This window comes from Pseudomonas sp. R19M (assembly GCF_050312585.1).
GTDB classification, from domain to species: Bacteria; Pseudomonadota; Gammaproteobacteria; order Pseudomonadales; family Pseudomonadaceae; genus Aquipseudomonas; species Aquipseudomonas palleroniana.
Window position 1 is genome coordinate 25,987 of record NZ_JBNPJV010000083.1, and the last position, 21,055, is coordinate 47,041.

18 protein-coding genes are annotated in these 21,055 nt (G+C 62.9%); 7 read left to right on the forward strand and 11 right to left on the reverse strand.

The genetic code is table 11. The annotated features are described in order from the left end of the window. Nucleotide 1: 1 nt before the first annotated feature. The 3 genes from ACQRBT_RS18740 to ACQRBT_RS18750 all read left to right on the forward strand — a co-directional run bounded on the left by ACQRBT_RS18740 (nt 2) and on the right by ACQRBT_RS18750 (nt 5,113). Nucleotides 2-2,464, forward strand: coding sequence for an ABC transporter permease (locus ACQRBT_RS18740; RefSeq protein ID WP_412046289.1), 2,463 nt, complete (start codon nt 2-4; stop codon nt 2,462-2,464). Beyond that, nucleotides 2,454-3,518: a lipocalin-like domain-containing protein gene (locus ACQRBT_RS18745; RefSeq protein WP_412046288.1), complete on the forward strand. Its 1,065-nt coding sequence runs from the start codon at nt 2,454-2,456 to the stop codon at nt 3,516-3,518. The genes ACQRBT_RS18740 and ACQRBT_RS18745 overlap by 11 nt, the downstream gene beginning before the upstream one ends. Before the next feature lie 152 nt (nt 3,519-3,670). Beyond that, nucleotides 3,671-5,113 carry a hypothetical protein gene (locus tag ACQRBT_RS18750; protein WP_412046287.1) on the forward strand — a complete coding sequence of 481 codons (1,443 nt, stop codon included), beginning with the start codon at nt 3,671-3,673 and terminating at the stop codon, nt 5,111-5,113. 52 nt (nt 5,114-5,165) lie between these two features. Here the strand turns inward: ACQRBT_RS18750 and ACQRBT_RS18755 are convergent, their stop codons facing one another. The 7 genes from ACQRBT_RS18755 to ACQRBT_RS18785 form a co-directional block, all read right to left on the reverse strand. Beyond that, nucleotides 5,166-6,266 carry an SMP-30/gluconolactonase/LRE family protein gene (locus ACQRBT_RS18755; protein ID WP_412046286.1) on the reverse strand — a complete coding sequence of 367 codons (1,101 nt, stop codon included), beginning with the start codon at nt 6,264-6,266 and terminating at the stop codon, nt 5,166-5,168. Beyond that, nucleotides 6,263-6,940, reverse strand: coding sequence for a sterol desaturase family protein (locus ACQRBT_RS18760; RefSeq protein WP_090369976.1), 678 nt, complete (start codon nt 6,938-6,940; stop codon nt 6,263-6,265). Before ACQRBT_RS18760 ends, ACQRBT_RS18755 begins: the two co-directional genes overlap by 4 nt. Nucleotides 6,941-7,269: 329 nt before the next feature. Next, nucleotides 7,270-8,133 (reverse strand): LysR family transcriptional regulator, encoded by an 864-nt coding sequence (locus tag ACQRBT_RS18765; protein WP_060756827.1) that lies wholly within the window; start codon nt 8,131-8,133, stop codon nt 7,270-7,272. Between the two features lie 72 nt (nt 8,134-8,205). Beyond that, the gene (locus ACQRBT_RS18770; protein ID WP_412046285.1) at nt 8,206-8,961 is read right to left on the reverse strand and encodes an alpha/beta fold hydrolase; all 756 of its coding nucleotides are present in this window, start codon (nt 8,959-8,961) and stop codon (nt 8,206-8,208) included. Nucleotides 8,962-9,065: 104 nt separating this feature from the next. Then, nucleotides 9,066-10,472, reverse strand: a complete 1,407-nt coding sequence (locus tag ACQRBT_RS18775) for an efflux transporter outer membrane subunit (protein ID WP_060756825.1) — start codon at nt 10,470-10,472, stop codon at nt 9,066-9,068. After that, nucleotides 10,465-12,435 carry a MacB family efflux pump subunit gene (locus tag ACQRBT_RS18780; RefSeq protein ID WP_412046284.1) on the reverse strand — a complete coding sequence of 657 codons (1,971 nt, stop codon included), beginning with the start codon at nt 12,433-12,435 and terminating at the stop codon, nt 10,465-10,467. Before ACQRBT_RS18780 ends, ACQRBT_RS18775 begins: the two co-directional genes overlap by 8 nt. 1 nt (nt 12,436) lies before the next feature. Then, nucleotides 12,437-13,609, reverse strand: a complete 1,173-nt coding sequence (locus ACQRBT_RS18785; RefSeq protein ID WP_060756823.1) for an efflux RND transporter periplasmic adaptor subunit — start codon at nt 13,607-13,609, stop codon at nt 12,437-12,439. A 253-nt stretch (nt 13,610-13,862) separates the two neighbouring features. Here ACQRBT_RS18785 and ACQRBT_RS18790 point away from each other — a divergent pair, with 253 nt between their 5' ends. The 4 genes from ACQRBT_RS18790 to ACQRBT_RS18805 all read left to right on the forward strand — a co-directional run bounded on the left by ACQRBT_RS18790 (nt 13,863) and on the right by ACQRBT_RS18805 (nt 17,943). Beyond that, nucleotides 13,863-14,345 carry a sigma-70 family RNA polymerase sigma factor gene (locus ACQRBT_RS18790; RefSeq protein WP_090369987.1) on the forward strand — a complete coding sequence of 161 codons (483 nt, stop codon included), beginning with the start codon at nt 13,863-13,865 and terminating at the stop codon, nt 14,343-14,345. Nucleotides 14,346-14,463: 118 nt separating this feature from the next. Next, a complete protein-coding gene (locus ACQRBT_RS18795) occupies nt 14,464-15,801 on the forward strand; it encodes a lysine N(6)-hydroxylase/L-ornithine N(5)-oxygenase family protein (protein WP_060756821.1) in 1,338 nt (445 codons plus the stop codon). A gap of 100 nt (nt 15,802-15,901) precedes the next feature. Beyond that, nucleotides 15,902-17,122, forward strand: a complete 1,221-nt coding sequence (locus ACQRBT_RS18800; protein WP_198762069.1) for a putative DNA modification/repair radical SAM protein — start codon at nt 15,902-15,904, stop codon at nt 17,120-17,122. Continuing rightward, nucleotides 17,119-17,943, forward strand: a complete 825-nt coding sequence (locus tag ACQRBT_RS18805) for a TIGR03915 family putative DNA repair protein (protein WP_060756819.1) — start codon at nt 17,119-17,121, stop codon at nt 17,941-17,943. Before ACQRBT_RS18800 ends, ACQRBT_RS18805 begins: the two co-directional genes overlap by 4 nt. 303 nt (nt 17,944-18,246) lie before the next feature. On the opposite strand, the gene ACQRBT_RS18810 is transcribed toward ACQRBT_RS18805, so the two are convergent. Genes ACQRBT_RS18810 through ACQRBT_RS18825 form a run of 4 tightly spaced genes read right to left on the reverse strand, consistent with a single transcriptional unit; the run spans nt 18,247 to nt 20,994 of the window. Continuing rightward, nucleotides 18,247-18,744, reverse strand: a complete 498-nt coding sequence (locus ACQRBT_RS18810) for an Lrp/AsnC family transcriptional regulator (RefSeq protein ID WP_060756818.1) — start codon at nt 18,742-18,744, stop codon at nt 18,247-18,249. Between the two features lie 4 nt (nt 18,745-18,748). Further along, nucleotides 18,749-19,579, reverse strand: coding sequence for an ABC transporter ATP-binding protein (locus ACQRBT_RS18815; RefSeq protein WP_178126877.1), 831 nt, complete (start codon nt 19,577-19,579; stop codon nt 18,749-18,751). 3 nt (nt 19,580-19,582) lie between these two features. Further along, nucleotides 19,583-20,296 carry an ABC transporter permease gene (locus tag ACQRBT_RS18820; protein WP_060756816.1) on the reverse strand — a complete coding sequence of 238 codons (714 nt, stop codon included), beginning with the start codon at nt 20,294-20,296 and terminating at the stop codon, nt 19,583-19,585. Beyond that, nucleotides 20,293-20,994, reverse strand: a complete 702-nt coding sequence (locus tag ACQRBT_RS18825) for an ABC transporter permease (protein WP_244385482.1) — start codon at nt 20,992-20,994, stop codon at nt 20,293-20,295. Before ACQRBT_RS18825 ends, ACQRBT_RS18820 begins: the two co-directional genes overlap by 4 nt. Between the last annotated feature and the right edge of the window lie 61 nt (nt 20,995-21,055).

A 21,055-nucleotide genomic window follows, 5' to 3' on the forward strand; every position in this document is an offset into this window, starting at 1 on the left:
AATGGCCGTGTTTTATTGGGCGTTGCGCGCACTGCTGAGCCATTGGCGACGTCATCCCGTGCAGTTCTTCAGCGTGTTGACCGGCTTGTGGCTGGCCACTGCGTTACTGACCGGGGTGCAGGCGCTTAACAGCCAGGCGCGGGACAGCTATGCACGTGCCAGCCAACTGATCGGCGGCGAACCCCAGGCCAGTTTGAGCGCGTTGGACGGCAGCGGTTTTGCGCAGGCGCTGTTCGCCGAACTGCGCCGTGCCGGCTGGCCGGTTTCGCCGGTGGTGCAGGGGCGCGTGGTGCTCAAGGGGCATGAAAGCCAGCGCCTGCAGTTGATGGGCATTGAACCGTTGTCGTTGCCCGGCAGTGGTAGCGTGGCCGGGCAACACTTGAGCCAGGCGCAAATGCTCGCGTTCTTCGAGCCGCCGGGGCGCACCTGGATTGCCGCGCAAACCTTGCAGGCGCTCGGCTTGCACGAGGGCGCGCAGCCGCTGACGGCAGACGGGCAAGCGCTGCCGCCGTTACAGGTGCAGCCGGACATGGCCCCCGGCATGCTGCTGACCGATATCGGGTTTGCCCAACCGTTGCTGGCGATGCCCGGGCGACTCTCGCGTTTGTTGTTGGACAAGACCTTCGCCGCAACCCATCCCACGCCCCCGGTCCCATTGCAGCTCAAGCAAGGTGAAGATAACAACCTCGCACGCCTGACCGAGAGCTTTCACCTGAACCTCGACGCACTGGGTTTTTTGTCGTTTGTCGTGGGCTTGTTTATCGTCCACGCCGCCATCGGCCTGGCCCTGGAACAGCGCCGTGGCCTGCTGCGCACCTTGCGCGCCTGTGGGGTCAGCGCACGGATGTTACTCGTCAGCCTCGGTGTGGAACTTGGCGTGCTGTCGTTATTCGGCGGTGTGCTGGGCGTTGCCAGCGGGTATCTGCTGGCCTGCCTGTTGCTGCCGGATGTGGCCGCCAGTTTGCGTGGGTTGTATGGCGCCGAAGTGGCGGGGCAACTGAGCCTGAGCCCGGCCTGGTGGTTGAGCGGGTTGGGCTTGAGCCTGATGGGGGCCTTGCTCGCGGGGGCCGGCAGCCTGTGGCGGGCGGCTCGCTTGCCACTGTTGGCGTTGGCCAATGCCCAAGCCTGGCATGAGGCCCATGGGCGCTGGCTGCGACGCCAGGGTTGGGTCGCGGCGGCGACGCTGCTGATCGCACTGCTGGCGCTGTGGTTGGGTGACAACCTGGCCGCCGGCTTTGTGCTGATGGCGGCCTTGCTGCTGGGCGCCGCGCTGGGGTTGCCGGTGCTGCTCAATGGGGTGCTGAAGGCCGTGCTGGGGCGCAGCCGTTCCGTGCTCGGCCAGTGGTTTCTCGCCGATTGTCGCCAGCAACTGCCGGCCTTGAGCCTGGCACTGATGGCATTGCTGTTGGCACTGGCGGCGAACATCGGCGCGGGCTCCATGACCTCGGGGTTTCGCCATACTTTCAACAACTGGCTGGAACAACGCCTGACCGCCGAGCTGTACATCAACCCGCAAACCCCGGCCCTGGCTTCGCAACTGGGCACCTGGCTGGCGCAACAGGCGCTGGTGCAGACAGTGCTGCCCACCTGGCAGGTCGCGGTGCAATTGCAAGGCTGGCCGGCGGATGTGTTCGGCGTGGTCGATGACCCGACTTATCGCCAGCACTGGCCGTTGCTGGAGGCGGTGAATGAACCCTGGGACCACTTGCACCAGGACGACAGCCTGATGCTCAGCGAACAATTGGCGCGGCGCCTGCACGTGCAGTTGGGCGACGCCGTTGATATCCCCACGCCGCAGAGTCTGTGGTCACCCAAAGTGGTGGGGATCTACGCCGACTACGGCAACCCCAAGGGCCATGTGCTGGTCAACGCCCAGCACCTGTTGGCGCATTGGCCGACGCTGTCGCCTGCACGCTTCAACCTGCGTGTGGCACCGCACAACGTGACGCCGTTGGTGCAGGCGGTGCAGCGCGAATTTGGCCTCGACGACAGCCGCATCGTTGACCAACAGCAACTCAAGGGCTGGTCCAGCCAGGTCTTCGAACGCACCTTCGCGGCGACCGCCGCGCTGAACAGCCTCACCCTGGGGGTGGCCGGCGTGGCGCTGTTCATCAGCCTGCTGACCCAGAGCCAAAGCCGCCTGGGCCAGCTTGCACCGTTGTGGGCGCTGGGGGTGACACGCAGGCAACTGATGTTGCTCAACCTGGGCCAGACCTGGTTGCTGGCGGTACTCACGTTGATCCTGGCATTGCCCTTGGGGCTGCTGCTGGCGTGGTGCCTGGATGCAGTGATCAACGTGCAGGCGTTCGGCTGGCGCCTGCCGTTGCAGGTGTTTCCGGGGCAGCTCGCGCAGTTGCTCGGGCTGGCGCTGTTCGCGACGTTGCTGGCGTCGGCCTGGCCTCTTTGGCAGTTGTATCGCAGCCGCCCGGCGGACTTATTGAGGACCTTTGCCGATGAAGATTAGAGCGTGGCTGTGGGCGGCGTTGCTCCTGTTGAGTGCGTGCGATAAAGCCCCCGCGCCCGAAGAAAGTTTCGCCGGCCTGGGTAGCGATGCGGCGGATTTTGCCCAAGTGGTGCCCGGCAAAGTCTTCAGCTTTCCCGAGGACCACGGCCCCCACCCAGGTTTTCGCATCGAGTGGTGGTACGTCACCGCCAACCTCAAGGACGCGCAAGGCAATGTGTTCGGCGTGCAATGGACGCTGTTTCGCAACGCCTTGAAAGCAGGCCCCACCGAGCCGGGCTGGCACGACTCGACGATCTGGCTTGGCCACGCCGCCGTCACCTCCGCTACCCGGCATTACGCCGCCGAACGTTTCGCCCGTGGCGGCGTCGGCCAGGCGGGCGCCCAGGCTGTGCCGTTCAGCGTCTGGATCGACGACTGGAACTTCGCCACCCGCCCTGGCGTGGCGAGCGCGCTGGCAGAGATGCAGCTCAAGGCCAGTGGCGCGCAATTCGCCTACGACCTGCACCTGACCAGCCAACGCCCGCTGGTGCTGCAAGGCGACAACGGCTACAGCCGCAAATCCGACCAGGGCCAAGCCTCTTACTACTACAGCCAACCGTTTTTCATGGCTGACGGCCGCGTCACCCTCGACGGCAAAACCTACCAGGTCAGCGGCCCCGCCTGGCTTGATCGCGAATGGAGCAGCCAGCCCCTGGCCGCCAGCCAGACCGGCTGGGATTGGTTCTCCCTGCACCTGGACCGAGGCGAGCAGTTGATGGTGTTCCGCGTTCGACAAACAGACGGCGCGGGTTACCTGACTGGCACCTGGATCGATTCACAGGGCCGCACCCAGACCTTGCACAACGCCGATATCCAACTCACCCCGCTGAACACCACCCACATCGACGGGCGCCGGATTCCCACACGCTGGTCGCTGAAAATCCCCGGCAAACAGCTGGGTATCACCCTTGAAGCAGTCAACCCCAAGGCATGGATGAACCTGAGTATTCCGTACTGGGAAGGGCCGGTGAAGTTTGAGGGTGGGGTGGGGTACCTGGAGATGACCGGGTATTGAGTGAAGTCTCCTGCAAGTTCGAAGGAAAGCCTCCTACGATGCATTCAGAAAAATACTGTACATCCATACAGTTTTATCCTACAGTCCATCCCAGGTGACAGGACGTCACCCGTCACCTGAGCTTCAATTTTTTAACTATGGATGGATAAAAAATGAAATCGAAAAAAAGCCTGATCCTGGGCGCGGCCATGATGGCTGCCTGCTTCACCTCGGCCTCTGCCCTGGCCGACGTAACCCTTCCTAAACTGACCCCTGGTACGGTCAACCAAGCGGTGGTTGACGCGCTCAAACCTGGCGGCAAGATCGAGGCGGTGCCGGTCTCGGCCGAGCTTCGGCAAAAACTGCTGGACGCGATGAAGAGCAAGGCCAAGGCGGTGACCAAGAACGCCAAAGCCGCACCGTTCAACACCGCCGTCGGCGAGTTGAAAAAGCCGAGCCAGGCTCAGCTGAAAAGCGCGGCCGTTGCCGATTTTGTACCGCTGTTTCCGACCCTGGACATCAACACCCTCTACACTATTGACCAAGTGCAGACGGGCCAGGATTTCACCTACCACTTCAACCTGCCGCAAAACGCGCGGGCGGTGGTGCAGTTGATCGACCAGAGCGCCGGTGCCGATATGTCGCTGAGCCTGTTCGTGGATGACGGCCAGGGCAACCCGCAGTTGGTGGCAACGTCCGACAACCCAGGCAGCGCCGATGAATACCTGACCGGCATCCTGCCGGCCGGTGATTACTACTGGTTCATGCTGGCCAAGACCGCCAACAACGCGCAGTTCAGTTTCGGTGTGGCGGTGGACACCAATATCGACGCCTTCGAACCCAACGACACCGCGCAAACTGCGTTTGTGTTGCCGGACTCGATGAACAAGGTCAGTGGCAACCTCGACAACGCCAGCGATGTCGATTATTTCGACTTCAAGGCCGTGCGTGGCCAGAGCGTGAGCATGTACCTGGCGGGCGATGAAAGCGGCAGCCGCAACCAGTGGATCTTCGACCGCTTCGACGGCGTGAATTGGGTGCCTGTACCGGCCGGTTCCACCTCTACCTACCCGAGCGTTGCGCCCGGCACCACGGTCAAGGTGCGGGTACGTGCCAACCCGGCCGTGGCGCAGGACCCGAGCAAGTATTACCAACTGAGCCTGGGGTCCACGCCCCGTCTGGATACGCACGACGTGAAGGGTGACAACATCGTGCGGGTGCCGGTGAGTGAGATGCCGCTGGCCACGCAAACCGCTCGCGTGCTGAACTGGTCGACCAAATGGTCGGACTCCACCGGTGCGCCGCTGCTCGGTGTCACCCCGGTGCTGCGCGTGGATAACCACTTCATCGACTTGAACTATCGCTGGGTCGACTACACCGCGACCACCAACAGCGCCGGCGTGTCCCAGGCTTCGGCCAACATCGGCACCTGCTTCGGTGATTACAGCACCGTGATCAACGACAGCAGCACCGGCGTTCCGTACAAGTGGGCGACCACCTATAACCAGGGTGGCTGGCGCATCGAGCTGGCCGAGTTCCCCGGTGTGGGCGTGGGCGGGAACAATGTGCAATACGTGAGCCTGGGGCATATCTGCACCCAGACCATTATTCACTGATCCCACGGCGTCAATCAAAAGGGGGCAGCCTTGGCGGGCTGCCCCTTTTTTGTCATTCGGGGTTGAGTGCCAGTTTCAGGGGCAGGCGCGCCAGGCTCGTGTTCGTCAACGAACCCAGGTACAACCAGTTGCCATATTCCCGCGCGGTGGTGATGGGCGAATAGTTGCCCGCACTGCCATCCTGCAGGTTGGCGATCACCTTGCCCTCGGTATCCAGCCCCAGCACAAAGGCTTTGCGCTCGACGGGCTTGGGCACCACCATCAGGGCACGCACCATCACTTTACGCAGTGAGGGATAGCCGGCGAAAGCATCCAGCAAAGGGTTGCGCGGTGAATACAGGGCGACCCAGAAGCGTTCGTGACCGTTGAAGCTGAGGTTGTCCGGCAGGCCGGGGAGGTTGTCGATAAACAGGTCGTGGCTGCCGCTGCGTTCGCCCTTGAGCCAATAGCGGCTGATACGGTAGGCACCGGTCTCATTGACCAGCACGTAATTTTCGTCCGGGCCCAACGCCACGCCGTTGGCGAACTGCAGGTGATCGAGCAGCACTTCGGTGGTGCCGTGGCTGAAGTCATAACGCAGCAGGCGCCCGTCAGCGCCGTGCTCAATCACCGCTTCGCCATCCTGGCCGTAACCCCAGCGGCTCGACGCGTCGCTGAAGTAGGCATAACGTCCTTCGGCATCCACGACCACGTCATCGGTAAAACCAAAGGGCACGCCATTGGCGCTGGTGCTCAAGGTCGTGAGTTGGCGGGCGCCATCCAGGGCGAGCAGGCCCTTGATGCCATCGGCAATGATCAAGCGCCCATCCGGATGCAGCGCCATGCCCAGCGGTCGCCCACCGGTATTGGCCAGTACTTCCAGGGTCTGGCTGTCGGGCGCGGTACGAATGATCCGTCCGTCATGCAAGCCACTGATCAGCCAACCCTGCGCATCCAGCACCAAAGCCTCGGGCCCGGGGATGTTTTGTGCGCCGACTTTCTGGACATGCTTCAGCCGCTGGTTTTCGGCATACACGCCGTCTTTCAATGAAGGCGCCTTGGGCGGCGTCCAGTTGACCGGCTGGACTTTGGTCGGCATCAGCAACAGAAAAGCGATCACCGCCAGAACCAGCACGAACAGTAGATGACGCAGTTTTTTGGGACGGGTACTCATGACGATTCCTGGTTGTCGTGGGGGGCCGGCTCCCAATGCAGGGTGCCGAACAGGTAGTCCATCAGCGGTAGCACAATGTTGAAATTACGCCCCTGCATCAACTCGCGGCGATGATGCAGGGCATGCAGCCGGTGCATCTGGCGCACCCATGGCAGGCGTGCGATGGGATGGGCAACGGGCAGGTGCTCGCAGGCGTGAAACACTTCGTAAAGTAAATACCCAAGGATCATGCAGGCGGCAAACAGCCCGGCGACGTTGGGGTTCAGTGGTTGGAGCAACCACCAGGCGGGGAGGGTGATGACCAGGCTGTGCAGCACGATCAGCCAGGCCGGGAACAGGATCACACGCCAGTCCCTGGGGCTGCTGTAGGTCATGAAGCCGGGGGTGAAGAAACTGTGGTGATCGCCAGTATGGCGTGCGTAGAACAGCCGGGCGAAGGCGTGCTTGTGATGGCCCAGGTGACGGTGGACCAGGTAGATGCAGAGGTTGAAGAACACCAGCGTCAGCGGGACGGTCAGCCATTCAAGCGGGCTGATACGCTCGAGGGAGGCCCCGGCCAGGATGATGCAGAAAATGCCGTAGCCCAACACGAAACCGGCGTGCAGCCAGGGGTGGTAATGGCGGCTGACTCCGGCACGGTAGCGGGCGCGGAAGGCTTCGGTGGGATGGGCCATGGTGGGCAGCTCGGTGTTTTTTGTTGGAACGTCAGCTTAGTTGGTGCTCGAAATTGTGCGAGTTTTTGCAGGTGACGCGATCGGAGTGTGGGAGGGGCTTGCCCAACCGGTCAGTTGAGGCGCAACGCTGTCACTGTGGCGAGGGAGCTTGCTCCCGCTGGACTGCGCAGCAGGCCCAGTCTTTTCAAACCCAAAGCTGGGGTCGCTACGCGGCCCAACGGGAGCAAGCTCCCTCGCCACAGGTTACCCGTTGTCCGCTCTATCGCTTGACTGACCGGCATTGGGGCTTGCCCCCGATTGCGGTGTGTCAGCTACAGGTATTGGTTGATTCACATCAGTGGGTCCCAGCGCTGCGACCAGTCACTTTCGACCTTGACCACCCCGCGCAACAATTCCAGCGCCTGTTGCAACACCGCCGAATCCCGCGCCCGTGAATACACCAGGTAAGTCGGGAAACTGAACTCCGGCGCCTTGGGCACGCGTTGCATCACGCCGCTGTCCAGGTAGCTCTGCACGACGCGGGTGCGGAAGTAACCGGCGCCGCCATTTTCCAGGATGTATTGCAGCGCCAGTGGCCCGAGGTTGAAGCTCAAGGCGGCACGCGCCTTGTCGGGCAGAGCGGCGTCGTGCTGCTGACGAAAGCCCGGGCCCCAGTCGATATACACGTACGGCGCAGGCTTGCTCACCAGTTGCACCAGGATCAGTTTCTCTTCCAGCACCTGCTCCACCTGCAAACCCGGCCAGTACTGCGGCTGGAATACCAGGGCGGCATCCAGCACGCCCAATTCCAATTGACGCAGCAGGTAGTCGCCTTCGCGTACTTCGGTACGCAGCGCGTACCCCGGAATCTGTTCGCGCAGCACCCGCGCCCAGCCGAGCATCAACGGGGTGCACAGGCTGACCTCGCCACCGATATGCAGCACGTTGCGATAGCCGTCGGGCAACGGCAGGTCGCGCCGCGCCGCTTCCCAGGTTTGCAGCAACTGGTTGGCGTAAACCACAAACGCCTCGCCATCAGCGGTCAACCGCGCACCGGCGCGATTGCGCACGAACAGCGTGCTGCCCAACTGGCTCTCCAGGCTTTTGACCCGGGCGGTAATGGCGGTCTGGGTAACGTGCAACTTCTCGGCTGCGGCGGCCAGGCTGCCGCAGCGGGTGATTTCGAGGAAGGTGCGTGCCAGTTCGATATCCATGAAGGCTCCCGGGAAAGAATGGGGGGCATTGTAGAACTGATCAGTGGCAGGTCAACGCACGCTGTCGTGGGGTTACTCCCAATGGCCAGTGTCGAGGCAACGCGCCGAAGGCGGCGGGTGCTTGCCATAAACCAGAAAATCCCCCAGCCAACGGGCCACACACCCATCGCTGCCGGATCGGGCCGTCTCCTTGAGCAGCAACTGCTCGACACCCGCAACGCCCGGTTCTCCCGGCCGGGTGTTGACCAGCACCATGCGTGCAACGCGCTCGGGAAACAGCGCGCCGTAACGATTGCCGAGCCGGGTGCCCTGGGCGTTGCCCAGATAATGCAGTTGGGCCTCGCCCAATTGTTCGCGCACATACTCCAGGTCTCGCGCGGCCTGTTCGATTGCGTTCGGGGCGTTGAGGTCACGCAGGCTCAATTCGATCACATCATAGCGGTCGACCAGTGTGCGATAGGCCGGGGTGGCATAAGACTCCCAGCGGCTGGCCAACTGCTGGGCAAACGTGGTGCGCTTGGAGGTTTGCGGCTCGCCGGCCTGGATGAAGACCACGCCTTCACGGTTGAGCGGTTGCCGCGCACCGACGCGGGTGAGGTTCAGGCGCACACGGCCACGTGCGGGGGCGGCGTGGTCGCGCGGGACGCTCACCTGGCCGCATTGGGTGCGTTCAAGCACCTCGGGATCCAGTCGTTCAAAAGCCGGGAGGGGGCAGTCCAGCAGCCAGTCAATCGCGGTGGGCGCGATCAGCGGTTGCGCATGGGGCACTGCTGCCATCAGCCACAAGCACGCACCCGCCAGGCTGGTTACAAGAACACTGGGTTTCATCGAGAGGTCCCGGGCAGCCATGTGATGGCGGCTTTTTTACCAAGGACCTGGGGTCATAAAATGTAGGCAGAGAAAACGGTTTGTGTAAGAAACAGGAGTTTCGTTTATCGGATATCTGTACTCCATCCGCCACCCAATGCTTTGTACAAGGCAATGCTGGCTTGCACGCGCGACAGCCGCAGTTGCACGTTCAAGTCCTGGGCGGCGTACAGCGTGCGTTGGGTTTCCAGAACCGTCAGCAGGTCTTCCGCGCCGGCCTGGTAGCGGCTTTGCGAGATCTGGAAGGCCGTCTGGGCCTGTTGCAGTTCTTCGGCTTGCCACTGGCGCTGCTGGTCCAGGCGCGTGATGCTGCTGAGGGCTTTTTCCACATCGGCAAAGCCGTTGATGATCGCGCCTCGGTAAGCCTGCAGCAGCTCATCCTGGCGCGCGCGGGCTTTGTCGCGTTCGGCGGTCAGACGGCCATGGTTGAAAATCGGTGCGACCAGCCCGGAGGTCAGGTTGTAGAACGGGCTGCGCAGAATCTCTTCTGCCTTGGACGAGCCCGAGCCCAGGGTCGCGCCCAGGGTCACGGTGGGCAGCATCGCCGCGCGGGCCACCGTGATGTCGGCACTGGCCGCCGCCAGTTGCGCTTCCGCCTGGGCGAGATCGGGACGGCGGCTCAATAGCTGGCTGGGCACCCCGGCGCCGATGGCCGGCCAAGTCAGGCTTTGGAACGCTTCGTTGCCCAGGTCCAGGGTTTGCACCGGCTGGCCGAGCAGCGCGGCGAGGGTAATCCGGGATTCCTCGGCCAGTTGTTGGATCAACGGCAACTGCCGCTGCTGGCTGGCCACCAGGCTTTTCTGCTGGGCCAGTTCCAGGGCGGTGGCGGCGCCTGAGTCAAAGCGGGTTTGCACCAGGTTCAGCACGTTGCGCGCATTCGCCAGGTTCAGCTCGGCGATCTGCAGGCGTTGGCGTGCGGCCAGGGTTTGCGCGTAGCGGTCGGCCACATTGCTGAGCAGCGTCAGTTCCACGGTGGCCTGGTCGAACTCACTGGCGCGCAGGGTGTACAGCGCACTGTCCCGGGCGGCGGCGCGGCCACCCCAGAAGTCCAGCTCATAACTGGCGGTGAGGTTGGCGCCGAAATTGTCCACGGTGTTGTTGTTTTCGGTAGCATCCAGCGACGAGTTACCGCTGCCGTGCAGCAGTTTTTCACGGCTGGCGCTCAGGTTGAATTTAACTTCAGGCAACAACGGCGCCCCGGCTATTACGGCACTGGCCTGCGCCTGGCGCACCCGTGCCATGGCGGCGGCCACGTCGAAACTGTCACGGCGCGCCTGATCGATCAGCCGGTTGAGTGACACGCTACCAAACTGCGTCCACCAACGCTGGTTGCTTGCTTGCGCGGCCTCACGTTCCGCGTACTGCCAGGCAGTCGGCGGCGCGATGCCGTTGTCCACGGCCGGCGGGCTGCCGGCGCAGGCGCTGAGCGCCAGGCACAGGCTGAGCACGGATAGCGGGAAGGGTTTATTCACTGGTCAACGCCTTAACCGGATCGAGCCGGGCTGCTTTACGGGCCGGCATAAAGCCGAATACGACACCGGTGATCAGCGCACAGCCAAACGCACCCGCCACCGCCACCAGGGAAAATTGCACCGCCACCTGCGCCAGCACCAACACGGCGCCCACCAGCAGCGCCAGGCCGATACCGCACAGGCCGCCGACCACCGAGAGCATCACCGCCTCGGTGAGGAACTGGCGCAGGATGTCGCGCTGGCGCGCACCGGTCGCCATGCGGATACCGATTTCACGGGTGCGTTCGCGCACGGTCATCAACATGATGTTCATCACGCCGATGCCACCCACCAGCAGCGAAATGGCGGCAATCGAGCCCAGCATCAGCGACAGGGTGTTCTGCGTGCGGGCTTCGGCCTGGATCATGGCGGCGTTGTTGGTCAGGTGATAGTCGGGCTTGCCGTGGTGCAGGCGCTTGAGCAATTGGTCAATGGCCTGCTCGGCGTCGTGCACCCGGCTGGCGTCGGCGGCGGCGATCACCACGTATTCCGGGTTGTAGCTGCCAAACAGGCGGATGCTGGCGGCGGAGTAGGGGATGGCGATGCGGTCGTCACTGTCTTTGTTGCCGGAACTGGAGCCCTTCTCCTGAAGTACGCCCACCACCTGGAACGGCACGTTTTCGATCAGGATGTATTGGCCGATGGGGTTGATCAAACCTTTGAACAACTTGTCGCGCACGCGGGCGCCGATCACCGCCACCGTGGCGGCGTTGCGTTCATCGGCTTCGGTGAAGTAGCTGCCTTCCACGACCGGCCAGTTGAAAATGCCCGGGAATTGCGTGTCGTTGCCGCCCACATAGGCCATGTAGTCGATGTTGCCGAAGCGCACGCCGGCTTCGGCGCCGTTGACCGGCATGATGCGCTTGACCTGCGGCAGCGTGGCCAGCGCCGCCACGTCCTGCGGGGTAATGATGCCCAGCGGTGTACGCGGGTTCGGCGACGAACCACTGACATACAAAATGTTCGAGCCGAACGCGCCCATTTGCGCCATCACCTGGCGCTTGCTGCCTTCGCCCACCGCCAGCATCACCACCACCGAGGCGACGCCGATGATGATCCCCAGCAAGGTCAGGGCCGTGCGAAATCGGTTGATCCACATCACCCGCCACGCCGCCCGTACGGCGTCGAGCAGCTCGGCCTTCCAGGCGCCGTTGTGTTCGGCGCCGTCGGCCAGGCGCTGGCGCAGGTCCACCGCTTGCAGGGCGCCGGCCGTAAGAGTGGGGGCGGGGCTGCCGGCCTCGGCCGAGTCACTGATGATCAGGCCGTCGCGGATCTCGATGATACGGTTGGCGCGTGCGGCCACATCACGGTCGTGGGTGATCAGGATCACCACGTGACCCTGGCTCGCGAGCTCGTCCAGCAGGTTCATCACCTCGGCGCCGCTGTGGCTGTCGAGGGCGCCGGTGGGCTCGTCGGCGAGGATGATATGCCCGCCATTCATCAGTGCCCGGGCAATCGACACGCGTTGCTGCTGGCCACCGGAAAGCTGGTGCGGACGGTTGCCGGTGCGCTCGGCCAGGCCCAGGCGAGTGAGCAGGGCATGGGCCCGCGCATGGCGTTCATCGGCACTGATGCCGGCGTAGATCGCCGGCATCTCGACGTTTTCCTGGGCGGAGCCCGACGGGATCAGGTGATAGCCCTGAAACACAAACCCGAACGCCTCGCGGCGCAGCCAGGCCAAGGCGTCGCTGTCCAGGTGCGCGACATTTTCGCCGGCGAACAGGTACTCGCCTTCGGTGGGGCGGTCGAGGCAACCGAGGATATTCATCAACGTGGATTTGCCGGAGCCGGACGCACCGACGATGGCGACGAATTCCCCGGCATGAATCGACAGGTCGATGCCGCGCAGCACGTCGACTTGCGGGCTGTCACCGCCGCCGTAGGATTTGCGGATGTGCTTGAGTTCGATCAGGGGCGTGCTCAACTCAGCCCCCGTTGCCGTCGGCCGGGCCGATCAACAGGTGCTCGCCTTCGCGCAAGCCGTCAAGCACCTCGACACGCAGGCGGTCGCTGATGCCCAGGCGGACTTCGCGGTCCTCGATAGCGCCGTTTTTCGCCACGACCCGGGCGATCTGCCGGTCGGCACTGGCGGTGCCTTGCAGGGCGGCAACGGGCACGGTCAGCGCATCCTTGACTTGGCCGGCGACGAAAAATACCTGGGCGGTCATCTCGGCCATCAGCGCGTTATCGGCGTTGTCCACATCCAAAAGCACCGTATACAGCACCACACGGCCACTCCCGCTTTTGCTCGTGCTGCTGGGGCTGCCACCGCCCTGGCTGGTCTCATTGAGGGGCTTGGGCGGGATCGGCAGGATCTGTCGCACGGTGCTGGTCCAGCGTCGATTGCCGCCGCTCAGCGTGGTGAAGTAGGCCGTCATGCCGGGCTTGACGTGGCCGATGTCGGCTTCTGAAACCTCAGCCCACACCGTCATCGGCGACAGCTTGGCGATCCGCAGGATCAAGGGTGTTTGTTGCTGGGCATTGAGCGTCTGGCCGACGCGTGCGTCCACGGCGACCACGGTGCCATCCATCGGCGCGAAGATCCGCGTGTAACCCAACTCGGCTTCGTCGCTGCGCAGGCTGGCCTGGGCCTGGCGAATCTGTGCCTGGAACATCTCGACCCGCGCCTGGGTGGCACTCAGTTCGGCCTGGGCGGTTTGCACATCTTCCTCACGGGTGGCGTTGCCGGCGGCCAGGCGTTGCTGACGCTGGTACTTCTGGCGTGCCAGGGCATGCTGGGCCGTTTGCTCCTGCAACTGGGCCTTGAGGTTTTCGATGGCGTAGCGGCTGGCATCGAGCTTGGCTTTTTGCGTGGACGGGTCGATCTCCACCAGCAGTTGGCCGGCCTTGACCTGATCACCGGCTTCTACGTGGATCTTCTGGATCTGCCCGGAAGCCTGGGCGCCGACGTCGACATAGCGCCGGGGTTGCAAGGTGCCGAGGGCGGTGACGCTGTTTTCGATACTGCCGCGGGTGACGGTGACGGTCGCGTAAGTGTCACGGCCCGGGGGAAGGGCCTGCCAGGCTGCGGCCGCGATGATGGGAATCAGGCACGCTGCGATAAGCAGGGCGCGTCGGGCAGGTCGAGGGCGTTTCATGCTTGTGTTCCAGCCAGTCAAGATCGGGGCGCAGTCGCGCAGAGCTGACAGTTAAACGAGGAAATTGGCCGGAGATTTAGCCGGTTACACAAGCAGTTACAGGTTCGGTGAAGAAAAAAAATGACCGTTGAGGCGAGAGCTGTTTAAAAGTAGATGAGAATTACTATAAATTGCACGCTCTCAAACTGCTATCACTGAACAGTCGCACTTGCCGGTGCGCGCACCTAATGCCGCCACGGGTCTGTCGGGAGTCATGTTGGAAAACTACTATCGCGAGCTGGTGTGTTTCCTCAACGCCAAGCTGGGCAACCGCCAGGTGGCCGAGGATGTGGTGCATGACGCGTATGTCCGGGTGTTGGAACGCTCCAGTGACACGCCGATCGAGCAGCCACGCGCGTTTCTGTACCGCACGGCACTGAACCTGGTGATCGACGGCCATCGACGCAATGCCCTGCGTCAGGCCGAACCCCTGGAGGTGCTGGACAGCGAAGAGCGTTTCGCCACGGACTCGCCGCACATCAGTCACGACCGCGGGCAGCGCCTGGAAATGCTCGAGCGTGCCCTGGCCGAATTGCCGGCCGCCTGCCGCGACAGCTTCCTGCTGCGCAAACTCGACGGCTTGTCTCACCTGCAAATCGCCGAGCGCCTGAACATTTCCCGCGCCCTGGTAGAAAAGCACATCGTCAATGCCATGAAGCATTGCCGGGTGCGAATGCGCGAGTGGGAAGCACACTGATCGCTGATCAGTTAAATTTTATTTCACTGTCCTCGTTTCCTATCAACACACGACCTGATGTGCGGGTCGCGAAGGTATTCCCGCCCCACCGCCAGGGGCTTATCCAGAGGACACTGGAATGACACAGGCAATTGCTTCGGCTGCGGTTCACGACCTGATCGGTATCGGTTTCGGCCCTTCGAACCTGGCGCTGGCCATCGCCCTGCAGGAGCGCGAAAAGGCCCAGGGCAAACTGGACGTGCTGTTTCTCGACAAACAGGCCGACTATCGCTGGCACGGTAATACCCTGGTCACCCAGAGTGAGTTGCAGATCTCTTTCCTCAAAGACCTGGTGACCTTGCGCAACCCCACCAGCCCTTACTCTTTCGTCAATTACTTGAAAGCCCACGACCGTTTGGTGGATTTCATCAACCTGGGCACCTTCTATCCGTGCCGCATGGAGTACAACGACTACCTGCGCTGGGTCGCCGGGCAGTTCCAGGCCCAGGCGCGCTACGGCGAAGAAGTGCTGGCGATCGAGCCGATCCTGCATCAGCAGCAGGTTGAAGCGCTGCGTGTGATTTCCCGCGATGCGGTGGGCGAGCAGCATGTACGCACCACCCGCAACGTGGTGGTCAGCCCTGGTGGCACCGCGCGCGTGCCCGAAGCGTTCAAGGGCCTCAAGGATGATGGCCGTGTCTTCCACCACTCTCACTACCTGGAGCGCATGGCCACCCAGCCGTGTGTCGAAGGCAAGGCGATGCGTGTTGCGATCATCGGCGGTGGCCAGAGTGCGGCCGAGGCGTTTATCGACTTGAACGACAGCTTCCCGTCGGTGCAGGTCGACATGATCCTGCGCGGTTCGGCACTCAAGCCCGCCGATGACAGCCCGTTCGTCAACGAAGTGTTTTCGCCGGCCTTTACCGACCTGGTGTTCCAGCAAGTCGGTGCCGAACGCGAGCGGCTGGTTGCCGAGTACCAGAACACCAACTACTCGGTGGTGGACCTCGACCTGATCGAGCGTATCTACGGCATCTTCTACCGCCAGAAAGTCTCCGGCATCGCCCGCCAGGCGTTCCGCCCCCTGACCGTGGTGGAGAAAGCCAGCGCCAGCGCGCTGGGCATTGAACTGATCCTGCGCGACAACGCCAGCGGCGTAACCAGCGTCAACCACTACGACGCGGTCATCCTCGCCACGGGGTATGAGCGCCAGCAACACCGCGAACTGTTGGCGCCGTTGCAGGCCTATATGGGCGACTTCGAAGTGGCCCGCGATTACCGCATCATCACCGATGAACGTTGCAAGGCGGGCGTCTACATCCAGGGCTTCAGCCAGGCCAGCCATGGCTTGAGCGATACCTTGCTGTCGGTACTGCCGATTCGCGCGGACGAAATTGCGAGCTCGTTGTTCGAGCATGACCGCCATCGTGGCACAGGACGTTCGGTGCAGGACCTGCTCCTCGCCACCGCGAGCTGATCGTCTGCCGTAGGGGCGAGCACGCTCGCTCCTACAGACGGTACTGGCAACGCCGTCCGGCTCCTGATACTGTACAAAAAACCAGTACCGGTAGCCCTCCATGCAGTTGATCGAAAAACTCAGCATCCTCGCCGACGCCGCCAAGTACGACGCTTCCTGCGCCAGCAGTGGCGCGCCCAAGCGCAGTTCCGAGGGCAAGGCCGGGCTGGGTTCCACCGACGGCATGGGCATCTGCCACAGCTACACCCCGGATGGTCGCTGCGTGTCGTTGCTCAAGGTGTTGCTGACCAACTTCTGCCTCTACGACTGCCAGTACTGCGTCAACCGCCGCTCCAGCGACGTGCCCCGCGCTCGCTTCAGCCCGGAGGAGGTGGTGACCCTGACCCTGGACTTCTACCGGCGCAATTGCGTCAGCGGGCTGTTTCTCAGTTCCGGCATCATACGTTCGGCCGACTACACCATGGAACAGTTGGTGCGCGTGGCCAAGCTGCTGCGCGAAGAGCATGACTTTCGCGGCTATATCCACCTCAAGACCATTCCCGAAGCCGACCCGGCGCTGATCGCCGAAGCGGGGCGCTATGCGGATCGCCTGAGCGTGAATATCGAATTGCCCACCGATGCCAGCCTGCAAACCCTGGCACCGGAGAAACAGATCGGCTCGATCAAGCAGGCGATGCGCACCATCTACACCGGCGAGCAGACCGTCCTCAACGAACCCCGGGCGCCGCGTTTTGCCCCGGCCGGGCAGAGCACGCAGATGATCGTCGGCGCCGATGACACTGACGACAGCACCATCCTGCATGGCGCCGAGGCGTTGTATGGCAACTTCAAGCTGCGCCGCGTTTATTACTCGGCGTTCAGCCCCATTCCCAACAGCCCGAAAAGCGTGCCCCTGGCCGCACCCCCGCTGATGCGCGAGCACCGCCTGTACCAGGCCGACTTCCTGTTGCGCAGCTACGGTTTCAGCGCCAACGAGCTGTTTGAAGGCCCAGGCCACCTGGCGTTGGATATCGACCCCAAGCTGGCCTGGGCCCTGGACAACCGCGAAGTGTTCCCCTTGGACCTGAACCGCGCCGAACCCACGTTGATCGCCCGCATCCCCGGCATTGGCTTGCGTACCACCCAACGCCTGGTGGACTTGCGGCGTGAACGCAAGATCCGTTTCGAAGACCTGGCGCGCATGCGGTGCGTGCTGGCCAAGGCCAAGCCGTTCTTCATCACCAGTGACTATCACCCGCAACAGGCCGACAGCACCAGTGTGCTGCTGCGCGAGCAGTTGCGCGACCGTCCGCAGCCGCAACAAATGGGGTTATGGGGATGATCAGCCTGGAATGCGACAACCTGTTCAGCACCTGGCGCGAACAGGCGCGCTGGTTGCTCAGCCATCAGGTCGACCCGAGCCAGGTGAGCTGGGGCGAGGCAGAGGTGGCGGACCTGTTTGCCACCGATGAACCGATCCCTGCCGGGCTGGGGCCGTTCCAGGCGCGCATTCCCAAGGCACTGCTGGTGTTGCTGGAGTCGGCGGCCCGTTACCACGGTGACCAGCGCTGGAGCCTGCTGTACGAAGTGCTATGGCGGGTCAGCCATGGCGACCGTACGGCGATGCTGGCGGGGGACAAGTTGGGCAGCGAGTTGCAGCGGCGGATCAAGCAGGTGAGCCGTGAAGCCCATCACCTGCATGCCTTTGTACGGTTCATTGCACTGCCGGCCGAGGCGGGGCCGCAGTTGCCGGAGTACGTCGCCTGGCATGAGCCGGCCCATGACATTCTCGAGAGTGCCAGCCAGCATTTTATCGGACGCATGGGGCGCCATCGCTGGATGATCGCCACGCCTCTGGACGGGGTGTACTACGACGGCGAGCAGTTGATTCATCAACGCGAATGCCCCGAGGCGTGGCGGCAACTGGCGCAGACTGTCGAAGACCCGCACAGCGACATGTGGCTGACCTACTACAGCCATATCTTCAACCCGGCGCGCTTGAACCCCAAAGTCATGGAAGGGCACTTGCCGAGTCGGTTCTGGAAGAACCTGCCGGAGGGCAAATTGATACCGGGCCTGATCAGCGAAGCGCGAACGGGCAAACAGAAGGACGGACAGGCCGCGCCGATCAGCACCCGCCCCGGCAAACGCATTGCCTTGTAGTGAGCGGGCTTGCCCCGCGCTGGGTGGCACAGCCGCCCCAAATCCGCACACCTGGGTATTCCTGAAACACCACGGCGTCCTTGTTGGGGCGGCTTCGCCCCCCAGCGCGGGGCAAGCCCTAATGTCAGTCAGTTAAGCGATAGAACGGACGATGAATAACTTGTGGGAGGGGGCTTGCTCCCGATGAGGGTGTGCCAGTCAGCAGTTTATCGACTGACCCACCGCTATCGGGAGCAAGCCCCCTCCCACAGTGACCGCATTAATCCTTAACTGACTGGCATTAGGGTAAGCCCGCTCACTACATCAGGTCAGCTCGATGGCGGTGTTTTTCACCACCGCCAACTCCGGATGCGCCACCAACTTGTCGATGTGCAACTCATCGTTGTTCAACCAGGTCTCGGTCAGCACCCGGTAATGCTCCATATCGCGGCAGCGCATGCGCAGGCTGTAGTCGAACGGCCCGCTGATCAACTGGCATTCGAACACCTGCGGGCAGGCTTTGACGCAGGCCTCGAACGCCTTCTGCGCCGAGCGCCCGCTTTGGTTGGACAAGGCTACCAGCACCAGCAGCGACAACCCCGGCGAGACCATCTGTACATCGATGATCGCCCCGTACCCGCGAATCACCCCGCGTCGCTCCAGCTTGCGCACCCGTTCCAGGCAGGGCCTGGGCGTCAGGTGCACCAGCGACGAGAGCTTTTCGTAGGTGATGCGCCCCTGGTGGCGCAATACATCGATGATCGCTTCATCGATGCGATCCAGCGCAGGGGAAGAATGGGGTCCGTTGGCCTTGGTATCCATGAGTTCACTTCAAACGGTTGGAAAGAAATTGCTGCAAGCGTTCGCTGCTGGGGTGATCGAGGATGTCGGCTCCGCCTTGTTCCTCGACCCGCCCCTGGTGCAAAAACAGCACTTGGCTGGACACCTGGCGGGCGAAGCCCATTTCGTGGGTGACCATCAGCATGGTACGGCCTTCCTCGGCCAACGTCTGTATGACTTTGAGGACTTCTCCTACGAGTTCTGGGTCCAGCGCCGAGGTCGGTTCATCGAACAGAATGATCTCGGGCTCCATCGCCAGCGCCCGAGCAATGGCCACGCGTTGCTGCTGGCCACCCGACAGAAATGCCGGGTATTGATCTGCCACGCGGCTCGGCAGGCCGACTTTGTCCAGGTACAGACGCGCGCGTTGTTGCGCCTCGGCGGCGCTGACGCCCAGTACCCGGCGCGGGGCCATGGTGATGTTCTCCAGCACCGTCATGTGGCTCCACAGATTGAAGTGCTGGAACACCATGGCCAGGCGTGTGCGCAGGTTTTGCAGTTGCGCCGGGTGGGGCGCGCGGGTGCCGGCGCGGCCGGGCTGCATTTTGAGGCTGATGCCGTCCAGGGTGATCACCCCGGCGTCCGGCTGTTCGAGAAAGTTGACGCACCGCAGCAGGGTGCTCTTGCCCGAGCCGCTGGCGCCGATCAGGCTGATCACGTCGCCGTTGCGGGCGTTGAGGGACACGCCCTTGAGCACTTCGTGTTCGCCGTAGCGTTTGTGGATGCCTTCGACTTGCAGCTTGATAGCCGCAGTTGCGGGTGTGGCAACGGGTACATCGAGCGGGTAAGCGGCCAGGGCCTGTGCGGACTGATTCATGGGTTAGCCTCGGGTAGAAACAAGGAAGCGCATCCAGCGACGTTCGGCCAGTCGAAACAGGCCCACCAGTGCAAAGGACAGCAGCATGTAGAGCAGGGCGGCGATGCCGAACGCCTGGAACGTCAGGAACGTCTCGGCATTCGCGTCGCGGGCCACCTTGAGGATGTCGGCGACGGTGGCGGTGAACGCCAGAGAGGTGGCGTGCAGCATCAGGATCATTTCGTTGCTGTAGGCCGGCAATGCGCGACGCAATGCCGCCGGCACCACCACAAACAGATTGAGCCGCCAGCCGTGCAGGCCATAGGCGCGCGCCGCTTCGATTTCACCGTAGGGAATATTGCGGATCGCTCCGGCGAAAATCTCCACGGTGTAGGCGCAAGTGTTGAGTACGAAGGCCAGCAGGGTGCAGTTCAGCGCATTGCGGAAAAACTGGTTGAGCAGCGCGTTATCCTGCACCACTTCCAGGCTGTACAGCCCGGTGTAGCAAATCAGCAGTTGGATATACAGCGGTGTGCCGCGAAACAGGTAGGTGTAGACCTCCACCGGCCAGCGCAACCAGCAGTGCTCCGAAACGCGAGCCAGTGCCAAGGGTATCGACAGCGCAAAGCCCAGCACCACCGAGACAATAAACAGCCACAAGGTCATGGCTACGCCGGACAGGCCCGTGCCATCGCTGAACAGGTAGGCCAGGCCGTATTGCTGGAACAGTTCGATCATCGTGCCATCCCCTTGATGCCGAGGTTATAGCGTCGTTCGAGGCGCTTGAGGACGCGGTTGGACAAGGTGGTGATCACCAGATAGACCAGGCCGGCGAGGATCAGGAAATACAACGGTTCGTTAGTGGTCTTGCCGGCGTTCTGGGCGGCCTTGACCAGATCCGACAAGCCGATGATCGATACCAGCGCCGTGGATTTGAGCAGCACCAGCCAGTTATTGCCCAGGCCCGGCAGGGCGAAGCGCATCAACTGCGGGAACAGCACCAGGTGAAAACGCTGCCAGCGGCTCAAGCCATAGGCGGTCGCGGCTTCCAACTGGCCGACCGGCACACTGAGGATCGCACCGCGAAAGTTTTCGGTGAAATACGCCCCGTAGATAAAGCCCAGGGTGATCACCCCGGCGGTGAACGGGTCGATTTCCAAGTAGTCCCAGCCGAACACTTCACTCAGGTCGTTGAGCCACAGTTGCAAGCTGTAGAAAATCAGCAGGATCAGCACCAGGTCCGGCACGCTGCGGATCAGCGTGGTGTACAGCGTGGCCGGCACGCGCAGCCATCGGGCGCTGGACAGCTTGGCGCCGGCGGCAATCAGGCCGAGGGTGAGGCTCAGGGCCAGTGCCAGGAACGCCAGCTTGAGCGTCATCCACGCGCCTTGAGCCAGCATCGGGCCGTAGCCCTGCAGATTGAGGAATTCGTTCATGGGGGAGGTCTCTAAAGGGCCCGGACATACCCTCGTGGGAGCGGGCTTCTGTGGGAGGGGG

What these genes read in the sequence shown, in the direction of transcription:
- ACQRBT_RS18740 (WP_412046289.1), top strand. Translation starts at nt 2, where the DNA reads ATGGCCGTGTTTTATTGGGCGTTGCGCGCACTGCTGAGCCATTGGCGA.
- ACQRBT_RS18745 (WP_412046288.1), top strand. Translation starts at nt 2,454, where the DNA reads ATGAAGATTAGAGCGTGGCTGTGGGCGGCGTTGCTCCTGTTGAGTGCG.
- ACQRBT_RS18750 (WP_412046287.1), top strand. Translation starts at nt 3,671, where the DNA reads ATGAAATCGAAAAAAAGCCTGATCCTGGGCGCGGCCATGATGGCTGCC.
- ACQRBT_RS18755 (WP_412046286.1), bottom strand. Translation starts at nt 6,266, where the DNA reads ATGAGTACCCGTCCCAAAAAACTGCGTCATCTACTGTTCGTGCTGGTT.
- ACQRBT_RS18760 (WP_090369976.1), bottom strand. Translation starts at nt 6,940, where the DNA reads ATGGCCCATCCCACCGAAGCCTTCCGCGCCCGCTACCGTGCCGGAGTC.
- ACQRBT_RS18765 (WP_060756827.1), bottom strand. Translation starts at nt 8,133, where the DNA reads ATGGATATCGAACTGGCACGCACCTTCCTCGAAATCACCCGCTGCGGC.
- ACQRBT_RS18770 (WP_412046285.1), bottom strand. Translation starts at nt 8,961, where the DNA reads ATGAAACCCAGTGTTCTTGTAACCAGCCTGGCGGGTGCGTGCTTGTGG.
- ACQRBT_RS18785 (WP_060756823.1), bottom strand. Translation starts at nt 13,609, where the DNA reads ATGAAACGCCCTCGACCTGCCCGACGCGCCCTGCTTATCGCAGCGTGC.
- ACQRBT_RS18790 (WP_090369987.1), top strand. Translation starts at nt 13,863, where the DNA reads ATGTTGGAAAACTACTATCGCGAGCTGGTGTGTTTCCTCAACGCCAAG.
- ACQRBT_RS18795 (WP_060756821.1), top strand. Translation starts at nt 14,464, where the DNA reads ATGACACAGGCAATTGCTTCGGCTGCGGTTCACGACCTGATCGGTATC.
- ACQRBT_RS18800 (WP_198762069.1), top strand. Translation starts at nt 15,902, where the DNA reads ATGCAGTTGATCGAAAAACTCAGCATCCTCGCCGACGCCGCCAAGTAC.
- ACQRBT_RS18805 (WP_060756819.1), top strand. Translation starts at nt 17,119, where the DNA reads ATGATCAGCCTGGAATGCGACAACCTGTTCAGCACCTGGCGCGAACAG.
- ACQRBT_RS18810 (WP_060756818.1), bottom strand. Translation starts at nt 18,744, where the DNA reads ATGGATACCAAGGCCAACGGACCCCATTCTTCCCCTGCGCTGGATCGC.
- ACQRBT_RS18815 (WP_178126877.1), bottom strand. Translation starts at nt 19,579, where the DNA reads ATGAATCAGTCCGCACAGGCCCTGGCCGCTTACCCGCTCGATGTACCC.
- ACQRBT_RS18820 (WP_060756816.1), bottom strand. Translation starts at nt 20,296, where the DNA reads ATGATCGAACTGTTCCAGCAATACGGCCTGGCCTACCTGTTCAGCGAT.
- ACQRBT_RS18825 (WP_244385482.1), bottom strand. Translation starts at nt 20,994, where the DNA reads ATGAACGAATTCCTCAATCTGCAGGGCTACGGCCCGATGCTGGCTCAA.